The 25,973-nt window shown below is 42.3% G+C and carries 24 protein-coding genes; 18 read left to right on the top strand and 6 right to left on the bottom strand.

What is annotated here, in order from left to right:
- Nucleotides 1-40: 40 nt before the first annotated feature.
- The 3 genes from FIS9605_RS0126220 to FIS9605_RS0126205 all read left to right on the top strand — a co-directional run bounded on the left by FIS9605_RS0126220 (nucleotide 41) and on the right by FIS9605_RS0126205 (nucleotide 2,244).
- Entirely contained in the window at nucleotides 41-847 is an 807-nt protein-coding gene (locus FIS9605_RS0126220) for a cupin domain-containing protein (RefSeq protein WP_231510470.1), read from the top strand.
- An 838-nt stretch (nucleotides 848-1,685) separates the two neighbouring features.
- The gene (locus FIS9605_RS0126210) at nucleotides 1,686-1,940 is read left to right on the top strand and encodes a hypothetical protein (RefSeq protein WP_026735230.1); all 255 of its coding nucleotides are present in this window, start codon (nucleotides 1,686-1,688) and stop codon (nucleotides 1,938-1,940) included.
- Nucleotides 1,941-2,004: 64 nt separating this feature from the next.
- Nucleotides 2,005-2,244, top strand: coding sequence for a hypothetical protein (locus FIS9605_RS0126205; protein WP_026735229.1), 240 nt, complete (start codon nucleotides 2,005-2,007; stop codon nucleotides 2,242-2,244).
- Nucleotides 2,245-2,328: 84 nt separating this feature from the next.
- Here the strand turns inward: FIS9605_RS0126205 and FIS9605_RS0126200 are convergent, their stop codons facing one another.
- Entirely contained in the window at nucleotides 2,329-2,859 is a 531-nt protein-coding gene (locus FIS9605_RS0126200; protein ID WP_026735228.1) for a hypothetical protein, read from the bottom strand.
- A gap of 333 nt (nucleotides 2,860-3,192) precedes the next feature.
- Nucleotides 3,193-3,462: a hypothetical protein gene (locus tag FIS9605_RS0126195; protein ID WP_026735227.1), complete on the bottom strand. Its 270-nt coding sequence runs from the start codon at nucleotides 3,460-3,462 to the stop codon at nucleotides 3,193-3,195.
- 59 nt (nucleotides 3,463-3,521) lie between these two features.
- Here FIS9605_RS0126195 and FIS9605_RS44370 point away from each other — a divergent pair, with 59 nt between their 5' ends.
- The 14 genes from FIS9605_RS44370 (at nucleotide 3,522) to FIS9605_RS0126125 (ending at nucleotide 18,856) form a co-directional block, all read left to right on the top strand.
- On the top strand, nucleotides 3,522-3,764 hold the full coding sequence (locus FIS9605_RS44370) for a hypothetical protein (RefSeq protein WP_197036145.1): 243 nt from the start codon (nucleotides 3,522-3,524) through the stop codon (nucleotides 3,762-3,764).
- A 1,367-nt stretch (nucleotides 3,765-5,131) separates the two neighbouring features.
- Nucleotides 5,132-6,169, top strand: a complete 1,038-nt coding sequence (locus tag FIS9605_RS0126185) for a transporter substrate-binding domain-containing protein (protein WP_026735225.1) — start codon at nucleotides 5,132-5,134, stop codon at nucleotides 6,167-6,169.
- Nucleotides 6,170-6,421: 252 nt separating this feature from the next.
- Nucleotides 6,422-7,189: an iron-containing redox enzyme family protein gene (locus tag FIS9605_RS38250; protein WP_082209862.1), complete on the top strand. Its 768-nt coding sequence runs from the start codon at nucleotides 6,422-6,424 to the stop codon at nucleotides 7,187-7,189.
- Complete coding sequence (locus tag FIS9605_RS0126175) at nucleotides 7,186-8,052, top strand: substrate-binding periplasmic protein (protein WP_026735224.1); 867 nt, start codon at nucleotides 7,186-7,188, stop codon at nucleotides 8,050-8,052. The genes FIS9605_RS38250 and FIS9605_RS0126175 overlap by 4 nt, the downstream gene beginning before the upstream one ends.
- An 11-nt stretch (nucleotides 8,053-8,063) precedes the next feature.
- Complete coding sequence (locus tag FIS9605_RS0126170; RefSeq protein ID WP_026735223.1) at nucleotides 8,064-8,738, top strand: amino acid ABC transporter permease; 675 nt, start codon at nucleotides 8,064-8,066, stop codon at nucleotides 8,736-8,738.
- Between the two features lie 105 nt (nucleotides 8,739-8,843).
- On the top strand, nucleotides 8,844-9,527 hold the full coding sequence (locus FIS9605_RS38245; RefSeq protein WP_035140248.1) for an ATP-binding cassette domain-containing protein: 684 nt from the start codon (nucleotides 8,844-8,846) through the stop codon (nucleotides 9,525-9,527).
- A 116-nt stretch (nucleotides 9,528-9,643) separates the two neighbouring features.
- The gene (locus tag FIS9605_RS0126160; protein WP_026735222.1) at nucleotides 9,644-11,296 is read left to right on the top strand and encodes a sensor histidine kinase; all 1,653 of its coding nucleotides are present in this window, start codon (nucleotides 9,644-9,646) and stop codon (nucleotides 11,294-11,296) included.
- A 404-nt stretch (nucleotides 11,297-11,700) separates the two neighbouring features.
- Nucleotides 11,701-12,414, top strand: a complete 714-nt coding sequence (locus FIS9605_RS0126155; protein WP_026735221.1) for a Crp/Fnr family transcriptional regulator — start codon at nucleotides 11,701-11,703, stop codon at nucleotides 12,412-12,414.
- Between the two features lie 105 nt (nucleotides 12,415-12,519).
- Nucleotides 12,520-13,218, top strand: a complete 699-nt coding sequence (locus FIS9605_RS0126150) for a Crp/Fnr family transcriptional regulator (RefSeq protein ID WP_026735220.1) — start codon at nucleotides 12,520-12,522, stop codon at nucleotides 13,216-13,218.
- Between the two features lie 281 nt (nucleotides 13,219-13,499).
- A complete protein-coding gene (locus FIS9605_RS0126145; RefSeq protein ID WP_442854738.1) occupies nucleotides 13,500-13,952 on the top strand; it encodes a response regulator in 453 nt (150 codons plus the stop codon).
- Between the two features lie 285 nt (nucleotides 13,953-14,237).
- A complete protein-coding gene (locus FIS9605_RS0126140) occupies nucleotides 14,238-15,734 on the top strand; it encodes a sensor histidine kinase (RefSeq protein WP_026735218.1) in 1,497 nt (498 codons plus the stop codon).
- Between the two features lie 259 nt (nucleotides 15,735-15,993).
- Nucleotides 15,994-17,559 (top strand): sensor histidine kinase, encoded by a 1,566-nt coding sequence (locus tag FIS9605_RS38240; protein WP_035140247.1) that lies wholly within the window; start codon nucleotides 15,994-15,996, stop codon nucleotides 17,557-17,559.
- Between the two features lie 41 nt (nucleotides 17,560-17,600).
- A complete protein-coding gene (locus tag FIS9605_RS0126130; RefSeq protein WP_026735217.1) occupies nucleotides 17,601-18,248 on the top strand; it encodes a DUF938 domain-containing protein in 648 nt (215 codons plus the stop codon).
- A 419-nt stretch (nucleotides 18,249-18,667) separates the two neighbouring features.
- Nucleotides 18,668-18,856: a hypothetical protein gene (locus FIS9605_RS0126125; protein ID WP_026735216.1), complete on the top strand. Its 189-nt coding sequence runs from the start codon at nucleotides 18,668-18,670 to the stop codon at nucleotides 18,854-18,856.
- Between the two features lie 8 nt (nucleotides 18,857-18,864).
- Here the strand turns inward: FIS9605_RS0126125 and FIS9605_RS0126120 are convergent, their stop codons facing one another.
- The 3 genes from FIS9605_RS0126120 to FIS9605_RS0126110 form a co-directional block, all read right to left on the bottom strand.
- Nucleotides 18,865-19,080: a hypothetical protein gene (locus tag FIS9605_RS0126120; protein WP_026735215.1), complete on the bottom strand. Its 216-nt coding sequence runs from the start codon at nucleotides 19,078-19,080 to the stop codon at nucleotides 18,865-18,867.
- A 271-nt stretch (nucleotides 19,081-19,351) separates the two neighbouring features.
- Nucleotides 19,352-19,603, bottom strand: coding sequence for a hypothetical protein (locus FIS9605_RS0126115; protein WP_026735214.1), 252 nt, complete (start codon nucleotides 19,601-19,603; stop codon nucleotides 19,352-19,354).
- Between the two features lie 540 nt (nucleotides 19,604-20,143).
- Complete coding sequence (locus FIS9605_RS0126110; protein ID WP_026735213.1) at nucleotides 20,144-22,597, bottom strand: ATP-dependent Clp protease ATP-binding subunit; 2,454 nt, start codon at nucleotides 22,595-22,597, stop codon at nucleotides 20,144-20,146.
- Nucleotides 22,598-23,021: 424 nt separating this feature from the next.
- Between FIS9605_RS0126110 and FIS9605_RS0126105 the strand changes: the two genes are divergently transcribed.
- Nucleotides 23,022-23,303 (top strand): DUF3288 family protein, encoded by a 282-nt coding sequence (locus FIS9605_RS0126105; protein WP_026735212.1) that lies wholly within the window; start codon nucleotides 23,022-23,024, stop codon nucleotides 23,301-23,303.
- 17 nt (nucleotides 23,304-23,320) lie between these two features.
- Here FIS9605_RS0126105 and FIS9605_RS38235 read toward each other — a convergent pair whose 3' ends face one another.
- Nucleotides 23,321-25,966, bottom strand: a complete 2,646-nt coding sequence (locus FIS9605_RS38235) for a hybrid sensor histidine kinase/response regulator (RefSeq protein WP_051470148.1) — start codon at nucleotides 25,964-25,966, stop codon at nucleotides 23,321-23,323.
- Nucleotides 25,967-25,973: the final 7 nt, after the last annotated feature.

Here is a 25,973-nt window from a genome sequence, read left to right as displayed (position 1 = left end):
ATTTTTACCAACTGCCTTTAATTAAAAAGCATGCAAATTCATGTTCGATAAGGATTGTGTTGTCATGGAAAGTTATGTTTATGAAGAATTATATGGCGGCAGAAAGCATTTCCTATCAATTTCCTCCGGTGATGGGATGCTAGTGGATTTGTCAGAAGACAAGCATCCGACACGATTATATGGATGGGGATACACAGGAGAAACTTTGAATCTAAGCAACGAAGGAACTTATTTTGGGTTTGTCGTTGATGGTCAAACTGATGTGATTTCCTATCATGCAGGGTTTGAGCTAGCCTTTACCCTTGCCAAAGGCATGTACTTTTGTGTCCCTGCTGGTCCTTTGTCTATTCGTGGTGGATGCGGAATCGCGATCGCAAGTTTGAACTACCGTGGGATGTTCATGGTTGGGGGGCCGATTGAGAAAAAAGGTAGGTTGCGTTACATGGATGGTTGCTCTGATTCCCTGTTGATTCCACCAACAATTAAAGGCGATCCCTGTCTTAACCACTTACACTTTCCACCTGGTATTAGCCAGACGCGACACACTCATCCTTCCATCAGAATTGGCGTAGTTACAAGCGGTATGGGACATTGCGAAGTCCCAGAAAATGAAGATGGAACTGGAGAAGTTATTAAAATACCCTTGACTCCAGGTCAAATATTTATTATTCCACCCGAAGGTCATCACAGCTTTTTTACTAAGGACAACACGCTAGATATCGTTGCATACCACCCAGATAGTGACATTGGGCCTACCCATGATGACCACCCAATGGTGAATCGAACTTACGTTAATGGCAGATCGGCTAGGAACATTGAGGAAATCAGAACTAAGGTCATTCTCTAATTAAATCAATGAGGGTTGGTTATGCTCTACCGCTTTTTCCTCAAACCCAAAAAACGTCAATCAATTAATCGAATTCTAGAAATCGGTGTGTAGTTATCAGTATCAGGCAATCAATCACATGAACCGTTAAAGTGTTCTTACGAGAGCATAACATTTGCGATCAAAATTAAACATGATAAAACTTGATTTTTCATAAATTACATTGTATGCTGGATAACAAGTCAGGCTAAAACCCTGATTTGAACAATTGAGATAGAGTAGCCCCATGTTGGAAGGACTTTTCGGGACTCTGCAAGCATATCTACCCAGGGAGTATCAAGGTTCAATACCGCGCACACTGATTGTAGAATGCCGCATGATGAGGGGTGGTAGGTCTCCAGAGTTCTTAGTTACAATAGTGGGGCACCCGAACAAAGATTTTCGATTCCAGAAGGCAGACATAGACACATATATATTGAGACGTCAGCTGCTGTTGAAACCTTGCGGTGTGGTGTTAATGGAGAACCGGCTCACTGCGATTGATTGCTTAGAAGCCGGCTTGCTGAACATTTTTCAGACCACTGGTTTTGGAGATGTAACGCTTACATTTCAGAAGGGCTTTTTTATCTGTAAAGTGGCATTCTCTTATCGAAGAATCTTAGAGGCGGCCTAAAAATCTATAGTTTTGTCCCTTCAGACACCAAGCAGTAACACAACTGATGGTGAATATTAAAAAAATGAATAAATCGTCTGACTGTCCAAAGAGAGTTGGATACCAACCCAGGGACTAGTTTACGTGGAGTAACACGCGACTAGTCTCTTTTTTTTTCAAAACAACGTCTACAAGAGGTTACTTCTTATGAACTGTAAATACAAAGACCACCCTTTTCCTCCTTGTCGATTTGAACAACATCCTCGCAATCCTAATATCTATTTTTGCCCCCACTGCCGAGAATCATATGACGTGAGGGAAGTAGGAAATAAATTTCCTACCTGGCTGCTGTTAATTATTGCAATAGTCATTTTAACGATCGTTGTTGGTAATCCTAAATCTGTTCAGCTTCGTGAGGATAATCCTCCCACTCCCACTTATAACCCTGGTGAGGTTGAGTAGGACTGCTGCATTCGTCTCTCCCTTTTACCGTAGTCAAAGATTTTGTTTACTGAGGACACAAACCATGAAAACTAATCTTACAGATGACTATAATTTGCTGTTCAAACTCGCTACTAAGGGACTCAAGTATTTTCTGCTGAGTCTACTTGGTTTTGCGATCGCCTATGTTATGTCTACTGTTTTTGGCGTTGTTCCTATTGTTCAAATGCTGCGGTCTGCTATTCTATGGCAATGGTTGTTACGTATATTCCTGTTCATCTTCTGTTTATTTGCGATCGCCATGATTATAGATTCTTGGAAATAATATCATGCGATCGCTAGCGTATTCAGCATAAACTGACCAAAGGCGATCGCAGGCAACGAGGGAGATCAAGGTAATAGATCTCCTTTACCTCTTCCTCCGATTGGCTTTCTGGCTGCCTATTCGTCCAAGGTGAGCAGTCGATATTTGCATTCCAGCAGTGAAACTAAGTGCACTGAAGATAGTTGCAATAATCTTGATCGATTCAACCAAACTCTTGATACGGCTGAAATCATTGGGTTCAGGCTGAGATTTACCAAGCTCAGTCCCTTGCAACGTGATGTTTACAATGATAGGCTCACTACTGTCTAGCTCCAAAATCAGTGAAGTTCCTGGCTTCTGCAATTGATTGCTGATTTGGCAATGTTGCTTTTGCTGTAGAGTAAATGCTTGAACGGAAGCAGAGAAATCGTTACCACGAATGTGAGTGACGTTTTGAAGAGTGACGGAAGTAGCAACCATCATACTACCAATAGCAAGACCGACAAAGCCAGATGTCAATAATATGGGGGATTGCCATAGAGATTTGATAGTTGAGGACGATGTTTTGTGAGATAAAGCATTATTAGGTGAGTGGAATTTTTTCACAGTGGCAGAGAGTGCTTTAAATTGATTCATGATATTTGCCTCCTGTAATTCAGGTTTATGTTGAAACTAAGCAATATCTGGAAAAATAAAAAAGCTAGTGAAGTAGAATATCCACTTACACTAGCCTTTGTAGAAATCGCAACTATCCTAGCTAGAGGTACATGCTGAGCTAGTATTCAGTTATGCTTTGGCCTTATAACTCCAGTTTTTTTAACTGTGTAGTGCTAATAACAAATTAGTAACTCTAGTACTCTGTCAAGCTAGTTTTGAGGGTTTCTAGTAAGCACTAAGCGTGCTTAAAAATTCAGGACTAAAGTCCTGACTACGAACTTTGCGATCCATCAATTCAAATTTGACAAACTACTAGTTAGTACTGTTTTGATTTCCTCCAGATTTTAAAAATTCAATCAAATTTTGCATTTGCTCTTGAGTGAGAACGTAACGTTGACTAGGAACTCCCTCGTGAATTATTGCGTACTTTTTCGTGGTAGCATTATTCTTCACAACCTCGATAACAAGGCTTGAACGACCAAATCCCGTACCACAAATAGTTCTCTCAAGAAATTCGGCTAGGCTTAACAAGAAGGCTTGAGGTTGATATTGACTATTTTGCTTGTTCAAGTTGGATTTCATGATAGATTGTGTTGCAAAAACTCCTCGAGGACAAAAGATCCGTTTGGGAGAGATCTGTTATGCAGTCACTCCAACATTTCTTCCTGGTCTCGGTAACTCAGGGAAGATTTCTAGTACCGTCTGGTGCTTGGGAGAATCACCTCCGGCAAAAAGTGACGCAATTTGAATGGATGCTTGAGGTTTATCAATGGTGTTTCTCAACAAAATCAATACTTTGTTTTCAGCACTTTGACCTGCATACCGTCAGTTTTTGCAACACAACCAAATCTTTTGATGTTCCTAACGTAAGGACTCAACAATGATTGCTGTTGCCATCAAACAAAACAGGATAATTCCTAAACGTAAAATCAAATCTCCTACTAACGGTAGCATTGGGATGACAATATATTGGCCACCCAAAATTATTGAAACCACGTAGGCGATTGCAAAGCCTACTAATGCCAATAGAAAATACTTGAGTGATTTAGAAACCACCCTGAATAGAAGATTATGCTCATTGTTTGTCACAGTTTTGCACCCACAATAGTTAAGTTGAAGTCTAGAGAGGGCATTGCTCAATCAGAATAAGATCAATATGGATAGTGCGATCGCATCATCTTTCAGGTGGAGATTTTTAGTATTGCTTCCTATAATCACGAACGTGAGACTCCTTAGCTGATTCAGATTATCCGATCGGAGATACTTACCTTAGTCACACCACGTTTAATTGACGGGTATAAAACATTGATCGTGGAATGGCGATAAACGATACAGCCTGCCCTCTCTTAATAATCTTTTGGAGGTTGACTATAAAGAAGCAAAGTTGCAGTTCGAGCAATATAGTAATGGAGTAATGAGCACAGAGAATAACTCAAAAAAGTAGGATCGGATTTTTACTCTCCATCATCCGTTCGTATTCTCAATAATTCAGGCAAAATTCTCCTACGCCTAAGAATTTATAGAATACCAAAACCCACCAATGCGTTATCAAAATTACATTTGTCTGGGTCTGCTATTTTTTGGAGTTACTCCCCACTACTATGAGCAAATTGGTAAATTCTTAGTTGTCACTTGGAGTAGATAACTGAGTTCAGACAAACAAAACAATTAAAATCAGTTTCGGATATCTGTACACGAACTACCACTAAGAGACTTGCCTTTAATCATGCTGCTGTCTTTCTAAGACAGTCTACATTTTTTTTGTTAGTGAGTATTTTAACTGTATTGTGATTGACGTGTCAAGCTTTTAAAGCCAGTGGTAAATGTCAATTTATGCTTCATGTATATTCGACTAATGCGTGAATGAACCTAGAAACCTTATAAAAAAATGGTTACAACCTAATTTACGCATACATCTATTTAATGCTAAAACCTGGCGATCGCGTTTATTCATCTTGATTAGTAGAGAATGAATCTGAAAGGGTTCACACCCATCTCTTCGATAATGGAATCCGTAGATTTCCTAAGTTCGTATAATTTGACTGTCTTTTAAAGATTGTTTAGACTTCGAGTGACATGGATACGCTTCTGGCATAGAATGATCTAGATTAGCTGACAGTCGGCTTAGTTGTGCCCTATCCTTCAGCAAAAGCAAAGTCAGTTTTAGGTAGCGCCGTTTATTAATTTTTCTTAATCTTGCTTATGGGTAAATTGTCTGGAAATTCTATAAATGAGGAGGTGAACAACTCTTGTGGCACGTTCAACACGCAATCAATCTAAAAACACTCCACCCAAATCTGAGTTCGTTCAAGTGGTTGAAAAATACCTACAGAAAGCGGCATGGACTAATCAAGAGTTGATGAATGAAATCCAGATTGGAGAAGCACAGTTCTATCGATGGGCACGCGGCGACAGTGTGCCGAGAAAAGCCATTGTTAATCGGATAGCAGTATCTTTAGCACATCGACTAGATCAAACTTGCCAAAAGTTACCTCACAATCCATTTCCAGCTTCTGATGAAATTGATGGAATAGTGAATGAACTTCTCGATGCAGCAGGCTATAGAGCTGCTGTCAAAGGTAAAGGAGCTGATTACAGTTGGCATGAAATAGCTAAAAATCAATCTTGGACACTAGGATATACTGATATCCCAACTACATGGTCACAGATTCCTGAGAAACCTGGTTCTCGCCCAACGGGTTTAGCTATTGAATATGCAGAACAAATTGGTCGATTACTCGGAATTACCACAATTTGGGAATATTTGACATGGCAGGAAATGCCTCTAGCGATTAGAGAACGAAGAGTTCATGGCATTGCTCCTTTCTTTCTTGCACTACCAGAACGCTTCTTTGACTATCGTTTTTCTGAGCCATGTAGTGAAGAACCTTTCAGCCTTTCTGCTGTAATTGTGCCTGAACAAGTCAACAACTGTGTTTACCTTGAAGATTTACCTAATAGCCGTGTTGAATTGGTTCATGTCAAGGGTGAGATCGGAAGCTGGGCAGCTGCAATTCTCAGTAACTCATATCAAAATAAGGAATTTGAAGATAGAAAGAAAGCTATCAGTTATCTGCTAGCAACTGCCAATAGAGAGAGTAATATTATTCCTATCTTTGTGTCTGAGAACGTCACCTGCCAATACATCTCTAAGGAGAATAAACTACAGGTCATAAAAATTAAAAGATTAGAAAATATCAAGCTCGCTCCAGCATTCGCTTTTCATCCAGACGAAGAAAAACTTACTGTAGCAGTTAATTCTGCCATCAAAATACTTCCGAAAATGTAAAATATAAAATTTTTACTTTACTGTTATCTCTGATAACAGAATCTGCTATGCTTTTTCCTTGACTAAGTTCACAAAACATTTGCAAAGGATTGCTATATCCTTATTTTTTTATTTTTGTAGAGGCGAAATTTAAAATTGTATAAGGTTTTTAAAGTTTCTCCTCTTTGATCGCTCTAGAAGAAGGCAAATTTGCATCAAATTATTGCCTTTTACCTGTTTGACACAATCTTTAGAAACATGTGAGTAAAAAAAGTGATAAAAACAAAGTCATTATCGGATTTAGTAGAATCAGTAATCGCTAAAGAAGAATATATCTTAAGCGAATTAGCTGTAGAATCTCATCTCTGTAATACGATGACAAGTGCAGAAGGTTTGAAAAGATTTGCTGAAGCTTTCTACTTTGTCCGAGCTAACTTTTGTCGCCTTAATTTTATATTAGGTGAGCGATGTGGTTTAAATGAGTTTTTGTGGGGAGGACTAGCAAAAAACTTAATCGAGGAGTTAGGTGGAAGAAAAGGGATAAGTCATAACCAATTATATAGAGATTTTTTAGTTTGCGCTGGAATTAACTCAGAAGAATTTTTACGAGAACCACTATTTGCGTATCAATTCAATGCTTCATGGGAGAAGTTTTGTAGAGATGCTCCTGTTCTAGAAGCCCTTGCAGCAATTGCAGTTTACGAGATATTCGATAAGCCTGATTATGCACTTTTGCTACGTGTTGTTCAAAAAGCTGGTGTAGCAAAGCGTGGTCTTCGCTTCTTTAAAGTTCACTCAGATGCAGAACATTTTGAGATGTTTGAAGACGTAATTTCCTGGTTAAGCAAACAGGAAGCAGGAGAGGAAATTATTAATCATGCCATAAATTTTGTCTTTCAAACACAGAGAATGATGTGGACTGGTTTGCTAAATTCTCTAGATGCAACTTCGGATCAATTCTGGGCCTTAGATGAGCATCATAGGTTTGTTTTGGAAGATCAGAATTTATCTCATAGTTTTTCTGGAGCAAGTCAAACATGAGTAACAGTAAGAATAGGCTTAGGTTACTTACATTTGGCATTGCATTCATCACTATTATTTTGCTTTCTCTCGCCTCGTGTACTATTAACTCTCCACAAGCAGTTGGTAAGTTTACCTTGCAGCAGATATCCACTACTAGCAAGTTAAAAGTTGGGTATCTTGTCTTTCCACCAACAATTACCAAAAGTTCTTCTGGTGAGTTAGGTGGGCATCATGTTGAAGCAATCAAAGAAATTGCTCGATTGAATAATTGGAAACTTGAATTTATTGAGACGGATTGGGCAGGCTTTGCAGCAGGATTAAACTCTCGTCGCTTTGATGTTTCAATAGTACCTACTTTTGTGACTGTTCCCAGAGCATTGTCGGTCTATTTTACTAGACCTCTTTTTTTTGCAGGCAATAGCGCAATAGTGCGTACTAATGATAATCGTTTTACAAGTATTGAAAGCATCGACCAACCTGGAGTTGTGGTTGCAGTTACTCAAGGTGAAGCTGGAGATGAATATGCAAGAGCAAATTTTAAGAAAGTGAAAGTTACAAGATATTCTGGTGGCGATCAATCACTTGCATTTCAAGCAGTTATAAGTGGTCGAGCAGATGTGGCGCTTGGTGATGCTTATGCGACATCACAGTTTGTAAAAGCTCATGCAACGCAGGTGAAAGATTTATTTGCTCAATCTCCATACAATTTGACTCCTGTTTCATGGGCTGTACGTCGAGGAGATGACGAACTTCTTAATTTCTTAAATAATAGTTTGAATGCATTCGACTATCAAGGATATCTGCTGAACTGGGAACGAAAAGCTGGCGCTAACTGGCTTCATCCTAAGAAAATTTGGGAATTTACTAATAATACTAATTAATTAAGTGACAAATGGACTGGAATTTTTCTGTCGTTTGGAACAATTTATTACAACTCTACTTTGCCTTTATAACAACAGTCTGGATTAGCATTGGCAGTATTACGCTAGGAACTACATTAGGTGTACTATTAGGCGTTTTATCAGTTATTTCTTTAAGTTTAATTTCATGGTTAGCTAGACTTTTTATTGAGCTTTTTCTGGCAGTACCAGCTCTTGTACTCCTAGTGTGGCTGTATTACAGTTTACCGCTGATTGTTTCTGGCTTAGTTATTGACGGACAGAATTGTGCGATTTTAGGTCTTGGTTTAAGTCTTTCGGCATTTGTAGCCGAGATAATTCGAGGAGGAATAAATTCAGTACCCTCTGGTGAAATTGAGGTGGCTTATTGCACAGGAATGTCACGTCTTCAAGCAATTCGTTATATCCTTATCCCTCAAGTTATCCGTAAATCCTGGCCACCCCTTATGGGACAGTATATAACGACCTATAAGTTTTCCACATTGGCATCAGTTATTGCTGTTCCGGAAATTCTGCACACTGCAAATTCAATTATTGCCCAGACTTACCGACCACTAGAAGTTTATTCTGCTGTAGCAGTCATGTTTATCGTTACCATAATTCCTCTGAATATTCTTCTAAGAAGAGTACAACGTGTTAAACAACTAGGCGGAATAGAGAAAATATGATTTTTTGCTAGAGCTTGACTATTTAGTAAGGCAAGAAAAAAGTAGAGTGATAAGAAAGAGGTCATAAGTCTTTTTTCTACATATTGCTAACCCCATAGTATTGCAATGGATAATATATTTCTACGTGTGGAGCGCATAGGAAAAAAGTTTAACCACACCACTGTTTTGAATACTGTCTCTTTCTCTCTAACAAAAGGTGAAAGTATGGTGATTCAAGGACCTAGTGGGTGTGGAAAAACAACTCTTTTGCGATGTCTGGCATTGGTAGAAGAAGTTGATCAAGGACGAATCATTTTTAATGGAGAGATTGTTTCTAAGCCTGGTTTCATCAAGCGCGGTTATGGTAGAAATCGCTTAGAAATTGGCATGGTATTTCAGCAATTATATCTTTGGCATCATCTGACTGTTCTTGAAAATGTGTCACTGCCCCTGTGGCTGCGTAATGGGAAAAATAAAAGGCTTGCAGACGAAGTTGCGAAGGAACAGTTAGCCCTGCTTGGCATTGAGAACAAAGCAAATGATTATCCAAATCAACTATCAGGAGGTCAACGGCAAAGGGTTGCCCTTGCACGGGCACTAGTGCATTCTCCTCAACTTCTCTTATTAGATGAAATTACTGCTAATTTAGACCCTGAAACAGCCCGCAAGGTGATAGGAATTGTCGAAAAAATTACTGCAACAGGTACATCAGTGATATTAGTTACACATTCCCACCTGAGTTTAGCAAGTTGGTCATATGTCTTGTTCTTTGATGGTACTGCATGGAAGATGTCGGGTAAGAAGGTATGAGTTGATGAGACAGAACTGAATTAAAGTTATGATTGCAATATCTCTTAAAAATTGCGTGATATTTACGCGATCGCATTTTACTCTGAAGTAAGTCAGGGTAGCCTGGGCAAACACACATGCACAGAAGACAGCGCCAGATTCTTTGGCGTTACGGTATTGCAGTTTCAACTGTAGCGATCGCGCTACTAGTAAAACTGCTGCTCAATTTTTGGTTTCACCGACAACAAGACACCCCATTTTTACTGTTTTTTGCTGCTATTATCGTCAGTAGCCGTTATGGAGGAATTGGTGCTGGCATCTTGGCAGTTGTACTGTCTGGTGTACTCAACAGCTATTTTTTCCTCGCCCCTACTTATTCTTTCTTCAGTAATAATCCTTGGACAAACCTCCAGCTAGTCATTTTTTTGCTAGAGGGGCTGTTCATTGTTTACCTAGTTACCTCTCTCAATACAGCTCGGCGACATACTAAAGCGATCGCCCTAAAATTACAGGTAAGTGAAGACGAAAGTCGCCGTCATCAAGAATTATTACAGTTAATAACAGACTCTTTACCTGTCTGCATTTCTTATACAGATACCCAGCAGCGCTATCGATTTGCGAATAAAACCTACAAAGTTTGGTTTGGCTTGTCTCAGGAAGAAATTTACGGAAAGCATCTAGCAGAAGTTTTAGGCGAAGCGGCTTATCTGGTAATTAAAGACAAAGTAGAGCGCGTGCTGGCAGGCGAAATGTTTGAATATGAAGCAGAAGTACCTTATCAAGGAGCAGGTACGCGCTACATCCGAGGTATTCTCGTTCCCGATGTTACTCAAAAGGGTGAGGTGAGGGGGTACTGCGCGTTAATTATAGATATTAGCGATCGCAAGCGAGCTGAAGCAGAAATTAAGCAACTCAATGAGAACCTCGAACAGAGAGTTCAAGAACGCACCCAACAACTCGAAGAAGTCAACCGAGAACTAGAAGCATTTACCTACAGCGTTTCCCATGACTTACGCGCCCCTCTCCGCGCCATGCAAGGACTAGCCCAAGCCTTACAAGAAGACTACGGCTCTCATCTAGACGAAATCGGACAGGAATACACTAGCCGCATTGTCATAGCCGCTAGCCGGATGGACACCTTAATTCAAGATTTGCTTGCCTACAGTCGTCTGGGGCGCAGCGAAATTTGGCTACAACGCCTCAGTCTCGATGCGATCGTCACTGACGTACTCAATCAATTACACTCTGAACTACAAGCTACCCAAGCACAGGTAACTATCGAGCAACCTTTACCCATCGTCAAAGCGCATCGTAATATCTTAACGCAGGTACTGATCAATCTGGTAACTAATGCCATTAAGTTTGTAGCTGCCGATGTTCAACCCAAAGTCTTGATATGGGCAGAGGAGGTAGAGGAGGGGAAGAGGAGCCAGTGCGGTGGACTCTTTCCCCGGCATAAAGCACCTGGCGTTGGGAGAGAGGGAGAGTGGGAGAGTGGGGGAGAAAAAAATTCTTCTTTCCCCCCATCTCCCCATCCCCCCATCCCTCCCTCTAAATTTATTCGCCTGTGGGTAGAAGATAACGGCATAGGTATTGCTCAACAACATCAGGAACGGATTTTCAAGACCTTTGAGCGCTTGCATGGCATAGAATCCTATCCGGGAACGGGAATCGGTTTGGCAATTGTCAAGCGGGGCGTTGAGCGTATGGGAGGCCGTGTGGGAGTTGAATCACAATTGGGGCAGGGTAGCCGATTTTGGATTGATTTACTCCCGGCGGATAAATGCTAAAGCTTGGAAAGGGCTCGTTGATACCAAGTTGTGTTCAGATATAGCAATTCGTGCCCTCTCCCCCTCCCCTCTCCCAATTTGGGAGAGAGGGGTGAGGGAAGTATTATCTTTGACTGCAACCTAGTATGACAACAAATAGATAAAAATTCTTTCTTCTTTCACCCCTCTCTTTGCTAAGGAGAGGGGTAGGGGGTGAGGTTTTCTTTTTTCATTAGAACTGCCCTCCGCTTTATTCCTTTATAATCTGTACGCTAACGTACGAATCTCCCAGCAGGAAGAAGAAGTCGTTTGCTAATTTTTATTAACCTGTGACAACCGATCACGTCATCAGTAGCTCTGGGGGTATGCTTTCCATACTCTTGCAGCCACTGGACGTCTTGATTGTTCTGACAACAGACAACAGCATGTCTCCATCCGATAGCGATCCCAGGTCTATTAACCAACTCTTGGCATCTTTACCGGATGAGGAGTATAAGCGCATCGCTCCCCATCTAAAACACGTGAATCTCTGTCAGGGGCAAATCCTCTATGAACGAGGGGAAGTGATTCAACAGGTCTATTTTCCCACTCGCTCGATGGTGTCCCTGATTTGCGTTCTCAGCAACAACTCAATTACCGAATTTGCCTTAGTGGGCAACGAAGGCATCATTGGCATCCCCGCATTCTTAGGTGGCCAATTTACCAATAATCGTGCGATCGTACAGATAGCAGATGGTGCGCTGACAATGGATGCTGAAATTCTCCAGCGCGAATTTGAGCGGGGGGGAGTGCTGCAAAAAAAACTGCTGCTATATACCCAAGCACTTGTAACCCAGATTAGCCAAAATGCGGTCTGTAAATCTCACCATTCTATTGAACAACAACTTGCCCGTTGGCTTTTGTGCGTCCAAGATTGTCTTGGTCGAGATGAGATTTTCCTGACTCAGCAGTACATCGCTGACTTGATGGGAACCCGTCGCGCTACAATCACAGTTGCAGCGGGTAGTTTGCAACAAGAAGGAATGATCCGCTACAGCCGTGGAAAAATCGTAATTCTGAATCGAGCCGCACTGGAAGCAACTGCCTGCGAGTGTTATGACATAGTCAAAAACGAGTTCGCTCGCTTACTCAGTTTTTAATGCTTTTGCCAAGCAGTATGTCTTTATGTACGGTACCGTACAGACAGCGCTACTCCAGCCGTGTCAATTTAAAATGCTTGATTTTGAAGTGATGGAAGCGATGCCGTGCTAGTTAATCAACTGCTACTGGCTCTACCACAGTCTGAATTCCAGCGCCTTGCTCCCCATCTAGAAGAGGTTTCACTCTCCCTCGGTCAAGTCCTTTATGAAGCCGGGGAAAAGATTAAGCATGTCTATTTCCCGAATCGGGCAATGGTGTCTTTAATTGCTGTTTTGGAGGATGGCTGGACAACTGAAGTGTGCATGGTTGGTGGTAACGGAGTTGTGGGCTATCCTGCATTTTTGGGAGGAGAATACACAACAACCCGCACTATCGTGCAAGTTGCAGGTACTGCTATGAAGATAGATGCCAAGATCCTGAAACGGGAATTTAATCGCGGTGGAATTCTGCAAAGGCGACTGCTACTGTATACCCAAGCGCTACTCACCCAAATCGGTCAAACTGCTGCTTGCAATCGTCACCATTCCCTAGAAGCGCGATTAGCCCGTTGGCTGCTTACTGCTCAAGATCACACAGCTTCTGATACTATACAAATCACTCAAGAGTTTATCTCTGAATTGCTGGGTACGCGGCGTTCTGGTGTGACGGTGGCGGCTGGCATGCTGCAACAAGCAGGTATTATTCGCTACAGCCGAGGTCGGATTACAATTCTCAATCGCTCTGCTTTGGAGGCAACTGCTTGTGAGTGTTATGGTTTTATTAAACAAGAGTTCGAGCGTTTGCTGGACGACGAAAATACTTGAATCAGGGGTTAGGAACTAGGGAAAAGAATTTTTAATACTTAAATTAAAAAATTGATTTTTATGTACGGTACCGTACAGAGTGTTGGGTAGAATTATGTCATCCTAGAAAATGCTTGAAAAAAAACTTATTCAAGCTTTAGCGATCGCCTTCATGAAAAGTGAGTATAATTAGTGACCAAATGTCGTGATGAAATCTCTGTTTAGCACGAGTAAAACCTCTACTATTGAATTCTTTACTGGCGTCTAGAACTAGGAAATTTCAAGGAGCCAGGGTTGTAATGATGAATGTAAGTGAACATAGTATCTTGCTGGTAGAGGACGACCCTAACGACATTTTCTTGATAGAGAGGGCATTTCGTCGGTCTAATTTTAACCATCCCATCTTGGTTGTGAAAGATGGAGATGAGGCGATTATGTACCTTGAAGGTCAAGGTTGCTATGCACAACGAGAAAACTACCCATTACCAGCGTTAATACTGCTAGATTTAAAACTACCGCGTCGTTCAGGTCTGGAAGTACTAGAATGGCTGAAGCAGCAGCCGTTGCTCAAGCGAATCCCGGTGGTGATTCTCACATCATCGCGGGAAAATGTCGATGTTGATCGCGCCTATGATATAGGAGTAAACTCCTATCTGATCAAACCTGTTGCATTTAATGCTTTGCAAGAGATGATGCAGGTATTCAACTCCTACTGGTTGAATTTCAACCAATATTCTTCGGTTTACTTCACCTAGTACCGCTACCGAGTCAGTTAAAAGTTAAAAGTCAAAAGAATTGTATCCTGGGCTTTTGTGCTGTTTTAAATGGTAGTTTTAAGTAGAAAGGCATAAATAAACTAAAAACGGAGTCGGGCTAGAAGCCCACCCCACAAGAGATTTAATAATATTGTGGGGTGGGCATCCTGCTCGTCCGTATAAAATACAAAATATTTTACATTTAATTATGTTGACCTACTTATTTCTGCCGTAACGTATAGTCAATTGCCTGCGAATTCTAATTCACTGGGCAAACAACTAGCAATGAGCAATCAAGACCATTCAATTCAACGCATCTTGCTGGTGGATGATAACCCAGACGATCGCTTGCTTGTGATTAGAGAGCTAAACCGAGAGTTTCCTTGGGTTGAGGTGAGCGAAATCATTGATGCGGATGCACTAGCTCAAACATTAGCAGCGCATCGTTTCGATTTAGTAATTACTGATTATCAATTGAACTGGACAAATGGCTTAGAGATTTTGCGTGCTGTCAAAGCTCGCGATCGCAATTGTCCTGTGATTATGTTTACCAATACTGGTTCTCAGGAAATCGCGGTTGAGGCGATGAAAGCGGGACTTGATGATTATGTAATTAAATCGACAAAACATTTTATTCGCCTCACTCAAGCTGTGAAAACATTGTGGGAACAATCTCAAACTCACCGTAAAGTATCTCAACTAGAACTGCGCTTGCAATCGTTACTAAATCAACTTCGCTTAGGTGTATTTCGTACTACACTCCAAGGTCAACTATTAGATGTAAATACGGCGTTTTTAAATATCTTGGGCTTGCCATCCCTAGAGGAGGCTCAGTCATTTATTCGCGAGCAACTTCACTCTTTTATCACCAATCATCTATTTGAGCAAAACTGGGAACGGGAAGTGCAGATCCAACGCTCTGATGGTACTAACGTTTGGGTATTATTTATCGAAACCCTCAATCAGCTTGATGGTGAAACCTTTATTGATGGCTTATTGGATGATATTACAGACCGCAAGCAAGCAGAAGCAGAAATTCGCCAGTTCAACCAAACGTTAGAACGTCGAGTCCAAGAGCGCACAGCTCAATTAGAAGCTATTAACCGCGAATTAGAGGCTTTTGCCTACTCAGTATCCCACGATCTGCGATCGCCAATTCGCCAAATAGACGGATTTGTAAATCTATTAAAAGAACACCTGGAAGCAATAACCAGCGATGAAACTAGCCTATATTATCTAAAAGCAATTTTAGAATTAACTAGCCAAGCAGGCAAAATGATCGACGACTTGCTAGTTTATTCCCGTACCGGACGGACAGAAATGCATTACTCTACTGTCGATATGAACCGTCTGGTTTGGGAGGTGAAGTTGCAAATTGACATGGTTATTCCCGACCAACGCATAATTTGGTACATACTGCAACTACCCCACGTGTGGGGCGATCGCTCTTTGTTGCGTTTAGTATGGCAAAATTTGATCGAAAATGCGGTTAAATTCACTCGACCCTGCCAGCAACCAGTCATTACCATTGGCAGCATTGATAGCGAACAAGAAACTGTTTTTTTCATCCGAGACAACGGCGTTGGGTTTGATATGCAGTATGCCAATAGGCTATTTACTATATTTCAACGCCTTCATAGCCAAACACAGTTTGAAGGGACAGGTTTAGGACTTGCAAATGTCCAACGGATTATCTATAGACATGGTGGTAGAGTTTGGGCTGAAGGAGCGATAAATAATGGAGCAACAATATACTTTACTCTGCCAAAAGTTAGTAAGTAGTTGTTTGTTGGTTGTTATTTGTTGTTTGTTGGTTGTTGGTTGTTGGTTGTTGTATGCTGCCTTAAGCAGCTGGCGCGTCTATGGAACAATTAACCACCAACCAAGAACTACCAAAAAACAACAATTACAGAATCTACATCGTAGGCTAGATGTCTAGATCCATCAAATCCCTTGAAAATAATGCTACAAAGCTCCCGTTTATTTTTCCTATTTATTTTATATAGGAAAGCTGCGATCCGAAGTTCACAATAATAATATCATGATGCGTATTCTGCTGCTAGAAGATTCTTGGGCAGACGCCGAACTCATCGGTGCAACCTTGAAAAGGAGTGGAATAGATTGCGAATTAGTGCGGGTAGAAACTCGCACTGGGTTCGTAGAAGCTCTCAAAAGCGAAACCTTTGATTTGATCCTGGCAGATTACGCCCTTCCCTCCTTTGATGGATTCTCCGCTCTAGAGTTTGCTCATGCTATCTGTCCGCACGTACCGTTTATTATTATTTCTGGGATATTGGGCGAAGAAAGAGTGATTGAAACTCTCAAAGGCGGCGCTACAGATTATGTATTGAAACAACGTTTGGAGCGACTAGCTCCGGCTGTGCAGCGAGCATTACGGGAAGCCAAAGAACGAGAATCACTCAGGCGAGCAGAAGCGGAATTACGAAAAAGTGAAGAACTATTCCGCACCTCTGTGGAAACAATGCTGGACTGCTTCGGTATTTACTGTGCTATTCGTGATACATCAGGTGAAATAGAAGACTTCCGTATTGAGTATGTGAATGCAGCGGCTTGTGTCAATCACGGTATGACAGCAGAGCAACAATTGAGCAAGCGACTGTGCGAATTAATGCCCGTGCATCGAACAAGTGGGCTGTTTGCGGAATACTCTCAGGTAGTAGAAACTGGTCAACCACTAGTGAAAGAATTATTGCTCTGCGAAGAATGCGATGGTCAGCAGCATATTACTAAAGCTTATGATATTCGGGCTGTGAAATTTGGGGATGGGGTGGTTGTGACTTGGCGCGATACGACACAACGCCGACAAGCTGAGGAAGAACGTAAACAATTAATTGCCCGAGAACAAGCAGCCAGAACTGAAGCCGAAGCCGCCAACCGCCTCAAAGACGAGTTTTTAGCAATTGTTTCTCATGAATTACGTACCCCACTTAACTCCATGTTGGGGTGGACGCAGATACTGAGAACTCGGCAAGTAAATGAAGCGATCGCCATAAAAGCTTTAGAAACAATTGAGCGCAATGCTAAACATCAAAAAAAACTGATTGAGGATATTCTTGATGTCTCGCTGATTATTCAAAACAAACTACGTTTGGAATTACAACCCGTCTACCTAGTTCCCATCGTCTATGCTGCAATAGACGACATCCTACCATTAGCTCAGGCAAAGTCTATCCAAATAGAGCCTATCCTCAGTCCATTTATCGGTCGAGTGATGGGAGACGCGGAACGCTTGCAGCAAATTATTATGAATCTCCTTTCTAACGCCATCAAATTTACTCCCCCTACCGGTCGAGTGCAAGTTGAACTGGAGCAAATCAACACATTTGCTCAAATTACGGTCAGCGATACTGGACAAGGCATCAGTCCTGATTTTCTGCCCCATGTATTCGATCGCTTCCGGCAAGCAGACGGTACAACAACGAGAAAATTTGGGGGACTGGGATTGGGACTAGCCATTGTTCGTCATTTGGTTGAGATGCATCATGGTAATGTTTATGCTGCCAGTGAGGGAATCGGTAAAGGAGCCACGTTTACAGTGCAACTGCCAATTCACCAAATAGGCTTGGAATTGCAAAAACCGCTATAGTTGCTGTGATTAACCTTGCTCAACAAACTGTTACAAACTTGATGAATATATCACAAGACGAGCGGCAATACGCCCCAGCAACGCAGCGCAATCGCGAACCGATTTTAGAGGTGCTTTTACGAGTATTACCTACAACTGGTACTGTTTTAGAAATTGCTAGCGGTACTGGAGAACATGCAGTGTTTTTTGCTCCTCGTCTAACACCTCGCAAATGGATACCTTCTGACCCCAATCCCAAGTATCGTGCCAGCATTGCTGCCTGGAGAAAACATTTACCTTGTGACAATCTTTACTCGCCTCTGCACATTGATGTACGCGAACTAGTCTGGGCAGTAGAAAAAGAAGCACCTATCGGTGCGCCACCAATTACAGCCATAGTCAATATCAACATGATCCACATTTCACCGTGGTCTACTTGCTTGGGACTAATTGCAGGTGCGAGTCGCATTCTTCCGTCTGGTGGTATTCTCTATTTGTATGGAGCATTTAAGCAAGGTGGAAAACACACCGCACCGAGTAACGCAGCTTTTGATGAATATCTACGTACCCGCAACTCAGAATGGGGTCTGCGTGACCTCGATGAGGTTGTAGCAGCAGCGAGGATGCAAAATCTGACTTTGCTAAATACTTATCAAATGCCAGCTAATAATCTTTCAGTAGTATTTCAGCGAAGCAACTTGGCGATGTGAACATGCAGTAATTTTTGCTTGGAAGAAATCAGCTTTTTCCTAGTGGTTCATCGCATTAATTCTGAGAGGTTTGTAGTGAGCGATTTATCGCTCAATTTCAAGGGCTAAAGCCCTAACTACGAACTTTCACAACAACGCACATGGCGATCGCTCTTTAGCGTACAACTGGCTAGATGATACCAAGTTGTGTTCAGATACAGCAATTCGTGCCCTCTCCCCCTCCCCTCTCCCAAATTGGGAGAGGGGTGTCGACAGGCGGGGAGAGGGAAGTACTATCTTTGACTGCAACCTAGTATGAATAGCAACCTGAGCTTAGATCTTATTAGATTCTCATCGAAATAGTGCTATAATTCTTAAGGATTTCTTTATATCTAGTCCAGCTTACGGCTTCTGTTAACCAGAAATAAGGAAAAAGCAGTATGGTCAGACGCGGTGTTTCACTCGTAGAGGCTGCTAGGCGTTTGCACATGAGTCAAAGCCATCTGTTTATGGCTTTGCAAAAAGGTGAGATTCCCACTTTTAGAAGAGATGGGCGAACTGTAGTTTCCCAAGGAGCGTTAAGGGAATATCAAGCGAGGAAACGTCTTAGTGACACTTATCGGTATTGAAGCGTGCTTTATGCTAAACGTGCCATAGCTAAGTCACGTATTAACGCAGTTCTAGAGTAAAGGTAAGCGCTAATAGTGCTATTCTCTTCACTATTGAGCGCTTTTCTATTGTCAAGCTGTTTTAATAAGTGCTTAACTAAATCTGTGTCACTGACTTCTAAAAGAGCAGTGGGCTGGATTTGTTCAATCACAGACCAAAGAAAACGTAAAGTTGAAGAGTTCATAATTCATACCTCTGGTGGTACTATTTGAAATCTCAAGAAAAACTTAAAAACATCTTAGCTCCTAAATCTAAAGAAAATCTTAAAGATTACAAATAGTAACTAATTTGATGAAAATCTAAATATTAACTTCACACTTCTAAATTTAATGGCTCGCGAAAGTCCCCACCCTCCCCATTTCACCTGTCGCGATCGCAGTTTTGAGCAAGCATAAGGAGTGCGACAACTAGTCACACTCCTCTAGATCATACTTTTCACAATTTATATAAATTTTCTAGTACCACTCTGAAAAATATGATTCGCTTGACTCAGGAAAGTGGAGAATGTAGGTTTCAACAACAGCTTCTAAAACTTTACGCCTCAAGTCTAAAGGGAGTTTTTCAAGCTCAGATACAACCTTTAGCAAGTCATCCGTTGATTTCATTTTATCTACCCACTGGACTATCTGCGCCTTGTAGTCGTCTGAGTCGTATTCAATGCGATGTGAATCTGCATCAGATAAATTTGGTTCTTGATTATGCTGCATTTTTATAAATTTTTTTTACAATTACATTTAAGATATATTATTTTTTTAAACAAAAACTAAAGCATACATTATCTATGTCTTCAAAAAAACTTATTTGAAGATTCCTCAAGAATATAGAAGTAGAGCTATACATGGTTCGTAGTAAGCACGCTTTGTGCTTACTACAAGCCAATAGTATTTGTAGTCATTTTTTTGAGAAATGGTATTAGTGGGAATTGAGATGTTATTGTCGTTATATGACGATTTTGCATCATATCTATCCGGTATTTAGATATTAATTCTTCATATCGTTAAGCTTTGGTGATATTTTGCCAAAAGAAGTATTCTAACTTTTTCCTAAAACGTGAGCAGTGAAAAAGACCGTGGTAGCGGCAGGCTTACTAATTAATGAAAAAACCTCTGGTATTTATCTCTACCAGAGGTAAAAAATCACCGTTTCACCCAATGTTTGCCAGAGGCTGTGCTACATCGCTCCTCTAAGCAATGTAGGAGCGAGAGTGTTTCTAAAATGTTAGCGCAACAACGTGACTGGTATAAATATTACCCTACATTTGCCAACATTAACTCTCGTTTTTCTGACTTGCGTACTGTCACTTGACCGTCATCATCAACATCAACAATAGCTGTATCGCCTTCTGTAATTTGACCAGACAGCATGGCTTCTGCCAGAGAATCTTCGAGGAGGCGCATAATCGCCCGACGCAACGGTCTAGCACCGTAGCTGGGGTTATAACCTTCTTGCAGCACACGTTCTTTGAAGCGATCGCTCACTTCCAAGGCGATACCTTTTTCAGTTAGGCGGCTAGTTACTTCTTTAAGCATGATGTCAGCAATTTGCTTGACTTCATCTTTATTGAGTTGGGTGAAGACGATAATTTCATCGAGACGGTTGAGAAACTCGGGACGGAAGTAAGCTTTGAGTTCCTCGTTCACCAAGGTACGAATGCGGTTGTAGCTTGCTTCGGCTTCATCTTCGCCAAACTGGAAGCCCAAACCACCGCCACCTTTTTCAATTACTCGTGAACCGATGTTGGAAGTCAAAATAATCAGCGTGTTCTTAAAGTCTACTTTCCGACCTTTGGCGTCAGTAAGATGACCGTCATCCAAGATTTGCAGCAGCATATTGAATACATCGGGGTGTGCTTTCTCAATTTCGTCGAACAGCACTACTGTGTATGGTCTGCGCCGCACAGCTTCAGTGAGTTGTCCGCCTTCGTCGTATCCAACATAACCAGGAGGCGAACCAATCAGCTTGGAGACGGTATGGCGTTCCATAAACTCAGACATATCCAGACGAATCATCGCTTCTTCAGAACCGAAGAAGTAAGCTGCCAATGACTTCGCCAATTCTGTCTTACCTACTCCAGTTGGCCCGGAAAAGACAAAGCTAGCAATAGGTCGATTGGGATTTTTCAACCCTACACGGGCACGCCGGATGGCACGCGATACAGATGTAACTGCTTGCTCTTGACCGATGAGGCGCTGATGCAATGTGTCTTCTAAGTGCAGCAGCATTTCCGACTCAGACTCGGTCAGTTTGTTAACTGGTACGCCAGTCCAAGAGGCGACGATTTGAGCAATGTCTTCCTCGTCAACAATAGGCTTATTGACAGATTGTTCGTTTTGTGAATCTGCTAGTTGAGCTTCGAGATCCAACTCGCGATCGCGCAGTTGTGAAGCTTTGTCAAAATCTTGTGCTCTAACGGCTTCGTCTTTAGCTTTGCCTACAGCAGTTAATTCGCGCTTGGTTTCGCGATTGGCAGAAACCATTGAACTCCGCAGACGTACGCGGCTTCCTGCTTCATCAATCAAGTCGATGGCTTTGTCTGGCAAGAAGCGATCGCTAATGTAACGGTCGGATAAATTAGCCGCTGCAATTAGCGCCTGATCGGAAATGTTGACTCTGTGGTGTTGCTCGTAAGCCGAGCGCAAACCATGTAGAATCTGAATCGTTTCTTCTACCGAAGGTTCACCAACCATGATTGGTTGGAAACGACGCTCTAAAGCGGCATCGCGTTCGATATGCTGACGGTACTCATCAAGAGTGGTTGCACCAATGCACTGCATTTCACCTTTTGCCAATGCTGGCTTGAGGATATTGGCAGCATCCATGCCACCTTCTACACCACCAGCACCAACTAATGTGTGAATTTCATCAATCACCAGGATGATATTGCCTACAGAGCGGATTTCATCCATGATTTTCTTGAGGCGTTCTTCAAAATCGCCACGGAAGCGAGTGCCTGCCACCAGTAACCCCATGTCAAGGCTAATAACTTGCTTGTCTTGCAAAATGTCGGGGACATCTTGGTTGGCAATGCGTTGTGCTAGACCTTCGGCGATCGCTGTTTTACCAACTCCTGGTTCACCAATCAAAACGGGGTTATTCTTTGTGCGACGACCAAGAATTTGGATAGCGCGTTCAATTTCTTTGGCGCGACCGACTACAGGATCGAGCTTACCTTCTTGTGCTAATTTGGTGAGGTTTCTACCAAATTCCTCTAAAGTTAATGTTTGGGTTCGTCTGGGAATACCACTACCACCTGCACTTACAGCTGTAGCCTCACCCAAGCGACGAATTACTGCGGTGCGGACATTTTTGAGGTCAACACCCAAATTTTGCAGTACTTTGGCGGCGACTCCTTCACCCGCCTCAGTTAATCCCAAAAGTAAGTGTTCAGTACCAATATAGTTGTGTCCTAAACTACGAGCTTCTTTAAAAGATTGCTCGAATAAAGTTTTTACTTTAGGGGTAAAAGGAATTTCCGGTGGTAGGTAGCCAGAACCCCGACCAATAATTCTTTCGACCTCGCGTCGTGCATCTTTGAGAGTAACGCCCAATTCAGTCAGCACTTTGGCAGCAACCCCATTTCCTTCTCCCAGCAAACCCAGGAGAATCTGTTCAGTTCCTACGAAGTTGTGACCCAGGCGCCGAGCTTCCTCCTGAGCGAGCATAACTACTTTAATAGCTTCGGAAGTGAAATGTTCAAACATAGCGGGTTTTGCTCCCTTGCTGCTTGGGCTTTGGGTAAAGTTACTTTCACCCTCACCTGAATTATTGTCTACTTTTCTTAAGGACAATGTATCTTTATTTAAAGTGTAACGGCAGTGGGGAGAGCCGTAAGATTTTAGGTGTGGTAGCCGTCTATTTTTGGAGAAAATAGAAGAGTGCGGGAGTGAGAGAGAGGGAGATGGGGAGAGTGGGAGATGGGGTGATGGGGAGAGTGGGGGAATAACCACTAACCCTTCGGGTTCGCTAGTCGCTCATGGGGGGAACCCCCAAGACCGCGCTAGCTCACCACTAACCACTAACTACTAACTACTATCTACTAACTACTAACCACTAACCAATGTACAGACGTGCCATGGCACGTCTGTACAACTACTAACCACCAACAACCAACAACCAACAACCATTATGAACAAAGATCAACAGCATCCTCTATACAATCGCGATCGCTCTGTTGTAAGTAGTTTAATAGCTGGTGAAGCGACAGACTACAACCTTGCTGAACTAGCGAGATTGCGAATTCGCTATCAAGGCTTTCCTGGAGCAAGAGATATTCAAAGCGATCTAGATAAAATTTTACAGCAATGGGGTATTACTGAAGCGGAGCTATTTGAGAAAACTCGCGCCATTCACGCCGTTGGTGGAATTTATAAAAGCCGCTCCAAGAAAGAAGAACAAGATTGGAATTAGTCAAGAGTCAAGAGTTGTTAATTATTTTCCCTATTCCCTATTTCCCATTCCCCTTTCCCCTTTCCCCTTTCCCCTATTAAATCGAGAATAGCTGCGACTAACTCAGTTGGTTTTACAGGTTTAGCTATGTGAAACTGAAAACCTGCACTCATTGCTTGATTTTTATCTTCTTCTCTAGCATAAGCTGTAAGAGCGATCGCGGGAATTTGTCCTCCCTTTTCTGGTGCTAATTTTCGGATTTTACGGAGTAAGCTGTAGCCATTTTCGTTTGGCATCCCAATGTCGCTTATTAGAATTGTCGGTTTGAATGTATTCAGTGCTTGCAGCGCCTCAGTTGCCGAGGCTACTGCCATTGGCTTTGCTTTATGCTGTTCAAGTAAGAAAGTCAAAAATTCACGGGTGTCTGATTCATCATCAACTATTAGTATGCGTAGTCCGGTGAGGGAAGCAGAAGAAGATGCACAGAAACTTTCTGCCACAGCATCATCCTTCGGGTTCTCGTCAGAGTATCCACTAAGCGTATACGTACTCGCCTGGGTTAGGAAACCCTCCCGCAGCGCTGTCTCACCGTTTCGCTGTGTCGCCGTGTCCTCTTGTGTTTCTGCTTTTAAAAGTGGCAGTCTGATTGTGAACGTAGCTCCCTGTCCTTCTCCCGGACTTTCTGCACTTATTGTCCCCCCGTGTAATTCTATGATATGACGTACAATCGCTAACCCCAATCCAAGTCCACTGTGAGTTCTGGTAGTTGAGCCATCAGCTTGGCGAAAGTAATCAAAAATATAGGGAAGAAATTCAGGAGAAATGCCCTTACCTGTGTCGCTTATGGTTATACGGGCATCACTGCCAACTCGTTCTAGTCGGATTTCTATTCGTCCTCCGGGTGGAGTAAACTTGATGGCATTAGAAAGTAAATTCCAGACTACTTGCTGTAAACGGTTAACATCACCAAGAACCTCGAATTTTTGATTCTCACTGCTATCTCCCAGTCCACTATCTAAAATCGTAAATAGCAAATCGATTGACTTGGATTGAGCAGCTAAACGCATGGTATCAATTGCTGCTTCAATCGGTACGGTGAGGTTAACCGAACAAACACTCAAACGCAGCTTGCTCCGGATAATTCGGGAAACATCTAATAAGTCTTCAATCAATTGAGTTTGCAAGCGAGCATTGCGCTCGATAATTTCCAATGCCCGAGTTGTAGCTGCTGGCTCCAATTTATGGGAAAGTAGTATTTGTGACCAACCTAAAATAGCATTGAGGGGCGACCTGAGTTCATGGGAGAGAATAGCCAAAAACTCATCCTTGACTCGATTGGCTTGTTGAGATTCTTCATAAAGTTGTGCATTATCAATTGCCGCCGCAGCCATCTGCGCTAATTGCACTAAAATGTTTTCATCCTCTTCGGTAAATTCACCTTCGTACTTGTCAGAAAGCTGAATGACTCCCAAGCTTTTGCCATTGCGGAATCTGAGTGGTGCTGCTAGCCAACCCCGCAGGGGTGGGTGCTTTCGAGCTGCTTTACCAAAAGAGCACCAAGCAGGATGTACTTTTAGCTCTGCTTGTGTCAAACGCATTGGTTGTTGCATTTGACACACTAAAGTATAGATGCCAGAGCCATCTAGTGATGCTTGATAGCCGCGCCATTGAGCATATTTTTCACTTAGAGAAATCTTAGTGAGTGTATCTGCCCAGTTGCCGTCTAGGGTGAGATGCACGATCGCCATATGTGCTTCGATAATTTCTCTTGATTTGTCTGCAATCAACCGCAAAATTTCATCAAGAGACAGGGTGGAGTTAATTAAGGGCGAGGCTGCTGTCAGTTGTTTGAGGCGGTTTAAATATCTACGCTCTTTTGCTTCTGCACGAGAACGTTCTTCTTCTGCTTGTTTGCGTGCAGTAATGTCCATCGCAATGCCAAACATCTGTACTGGCTTGCCAGATTCATCAAATGTAGGTCGCCCTTTGTCATACAACCACGTAACCGAGCCATCTGCTTGCAAAATTCGATATTCTGACTCGTAGGGTGTCTTTAACTTCAGGGCTGTTCTAATTTTTGCTTGAAAGCGATCGCGATCTTCTGGGTGAATAGCATTGAGAATTTGCTCAAAAGAGCCTACAGCACCATCGGGTTCCAGTCCAGTTTTGATGCCACCATTTTGCAAGCGATGTACCGTCCCTGTCTGGATATCCCAGCTATAAGCAATAATATTGCCAGCTTCTAAAGCAAAACGTAGGTTTTCTTCGGAAAATCTCAGTTTTTCAACTGCGTTTGCATACTCTTGCCGTAACTTTTGCTTTTCCAAGCATTCGCGTACGGCAATGCTTAGGCGGTGCAGGTGATTTCGTCCCTTGAGTACGTAATCACTTAAACCCGCCTTCATACCCTGGACTGCTACCTCTTCAGAGCCACTATCGGTAAACATAATTACTGGACAGTCTGGGTAGATAGCTTTCACCGCCTCTAGCACCTTTAAGCCATCACTCCAGTGCAGCTGGTAGTCGGTGATCGCCAAATCAAAACCACCTTGTGAAAGCGCTTGTTGAAGCGAATCATTATCCACAGCTGAAACAATTTCGAGTTCAGCAAATGTTCGCCTCAGTCCGTGGATAGCGATGAGGCGATCGTTGGGATTGTCATCTACCAGCAGAATATGCAGCATCAAAAAT

The sequence above is a fragment of the Fischerella sp. PCC 9605 genome, assembly GCF_000517105.1.
Lineage (GTDB): Bacteria > Cyanobacteriota > Cyanobacteriia > Cyanobacteriales > Nostocaceae > PCC9605.
Note: the sequence above shows the minus strand (reverse complement) of the source record. Positions and strands in the feature narration are given on the sequence as shown.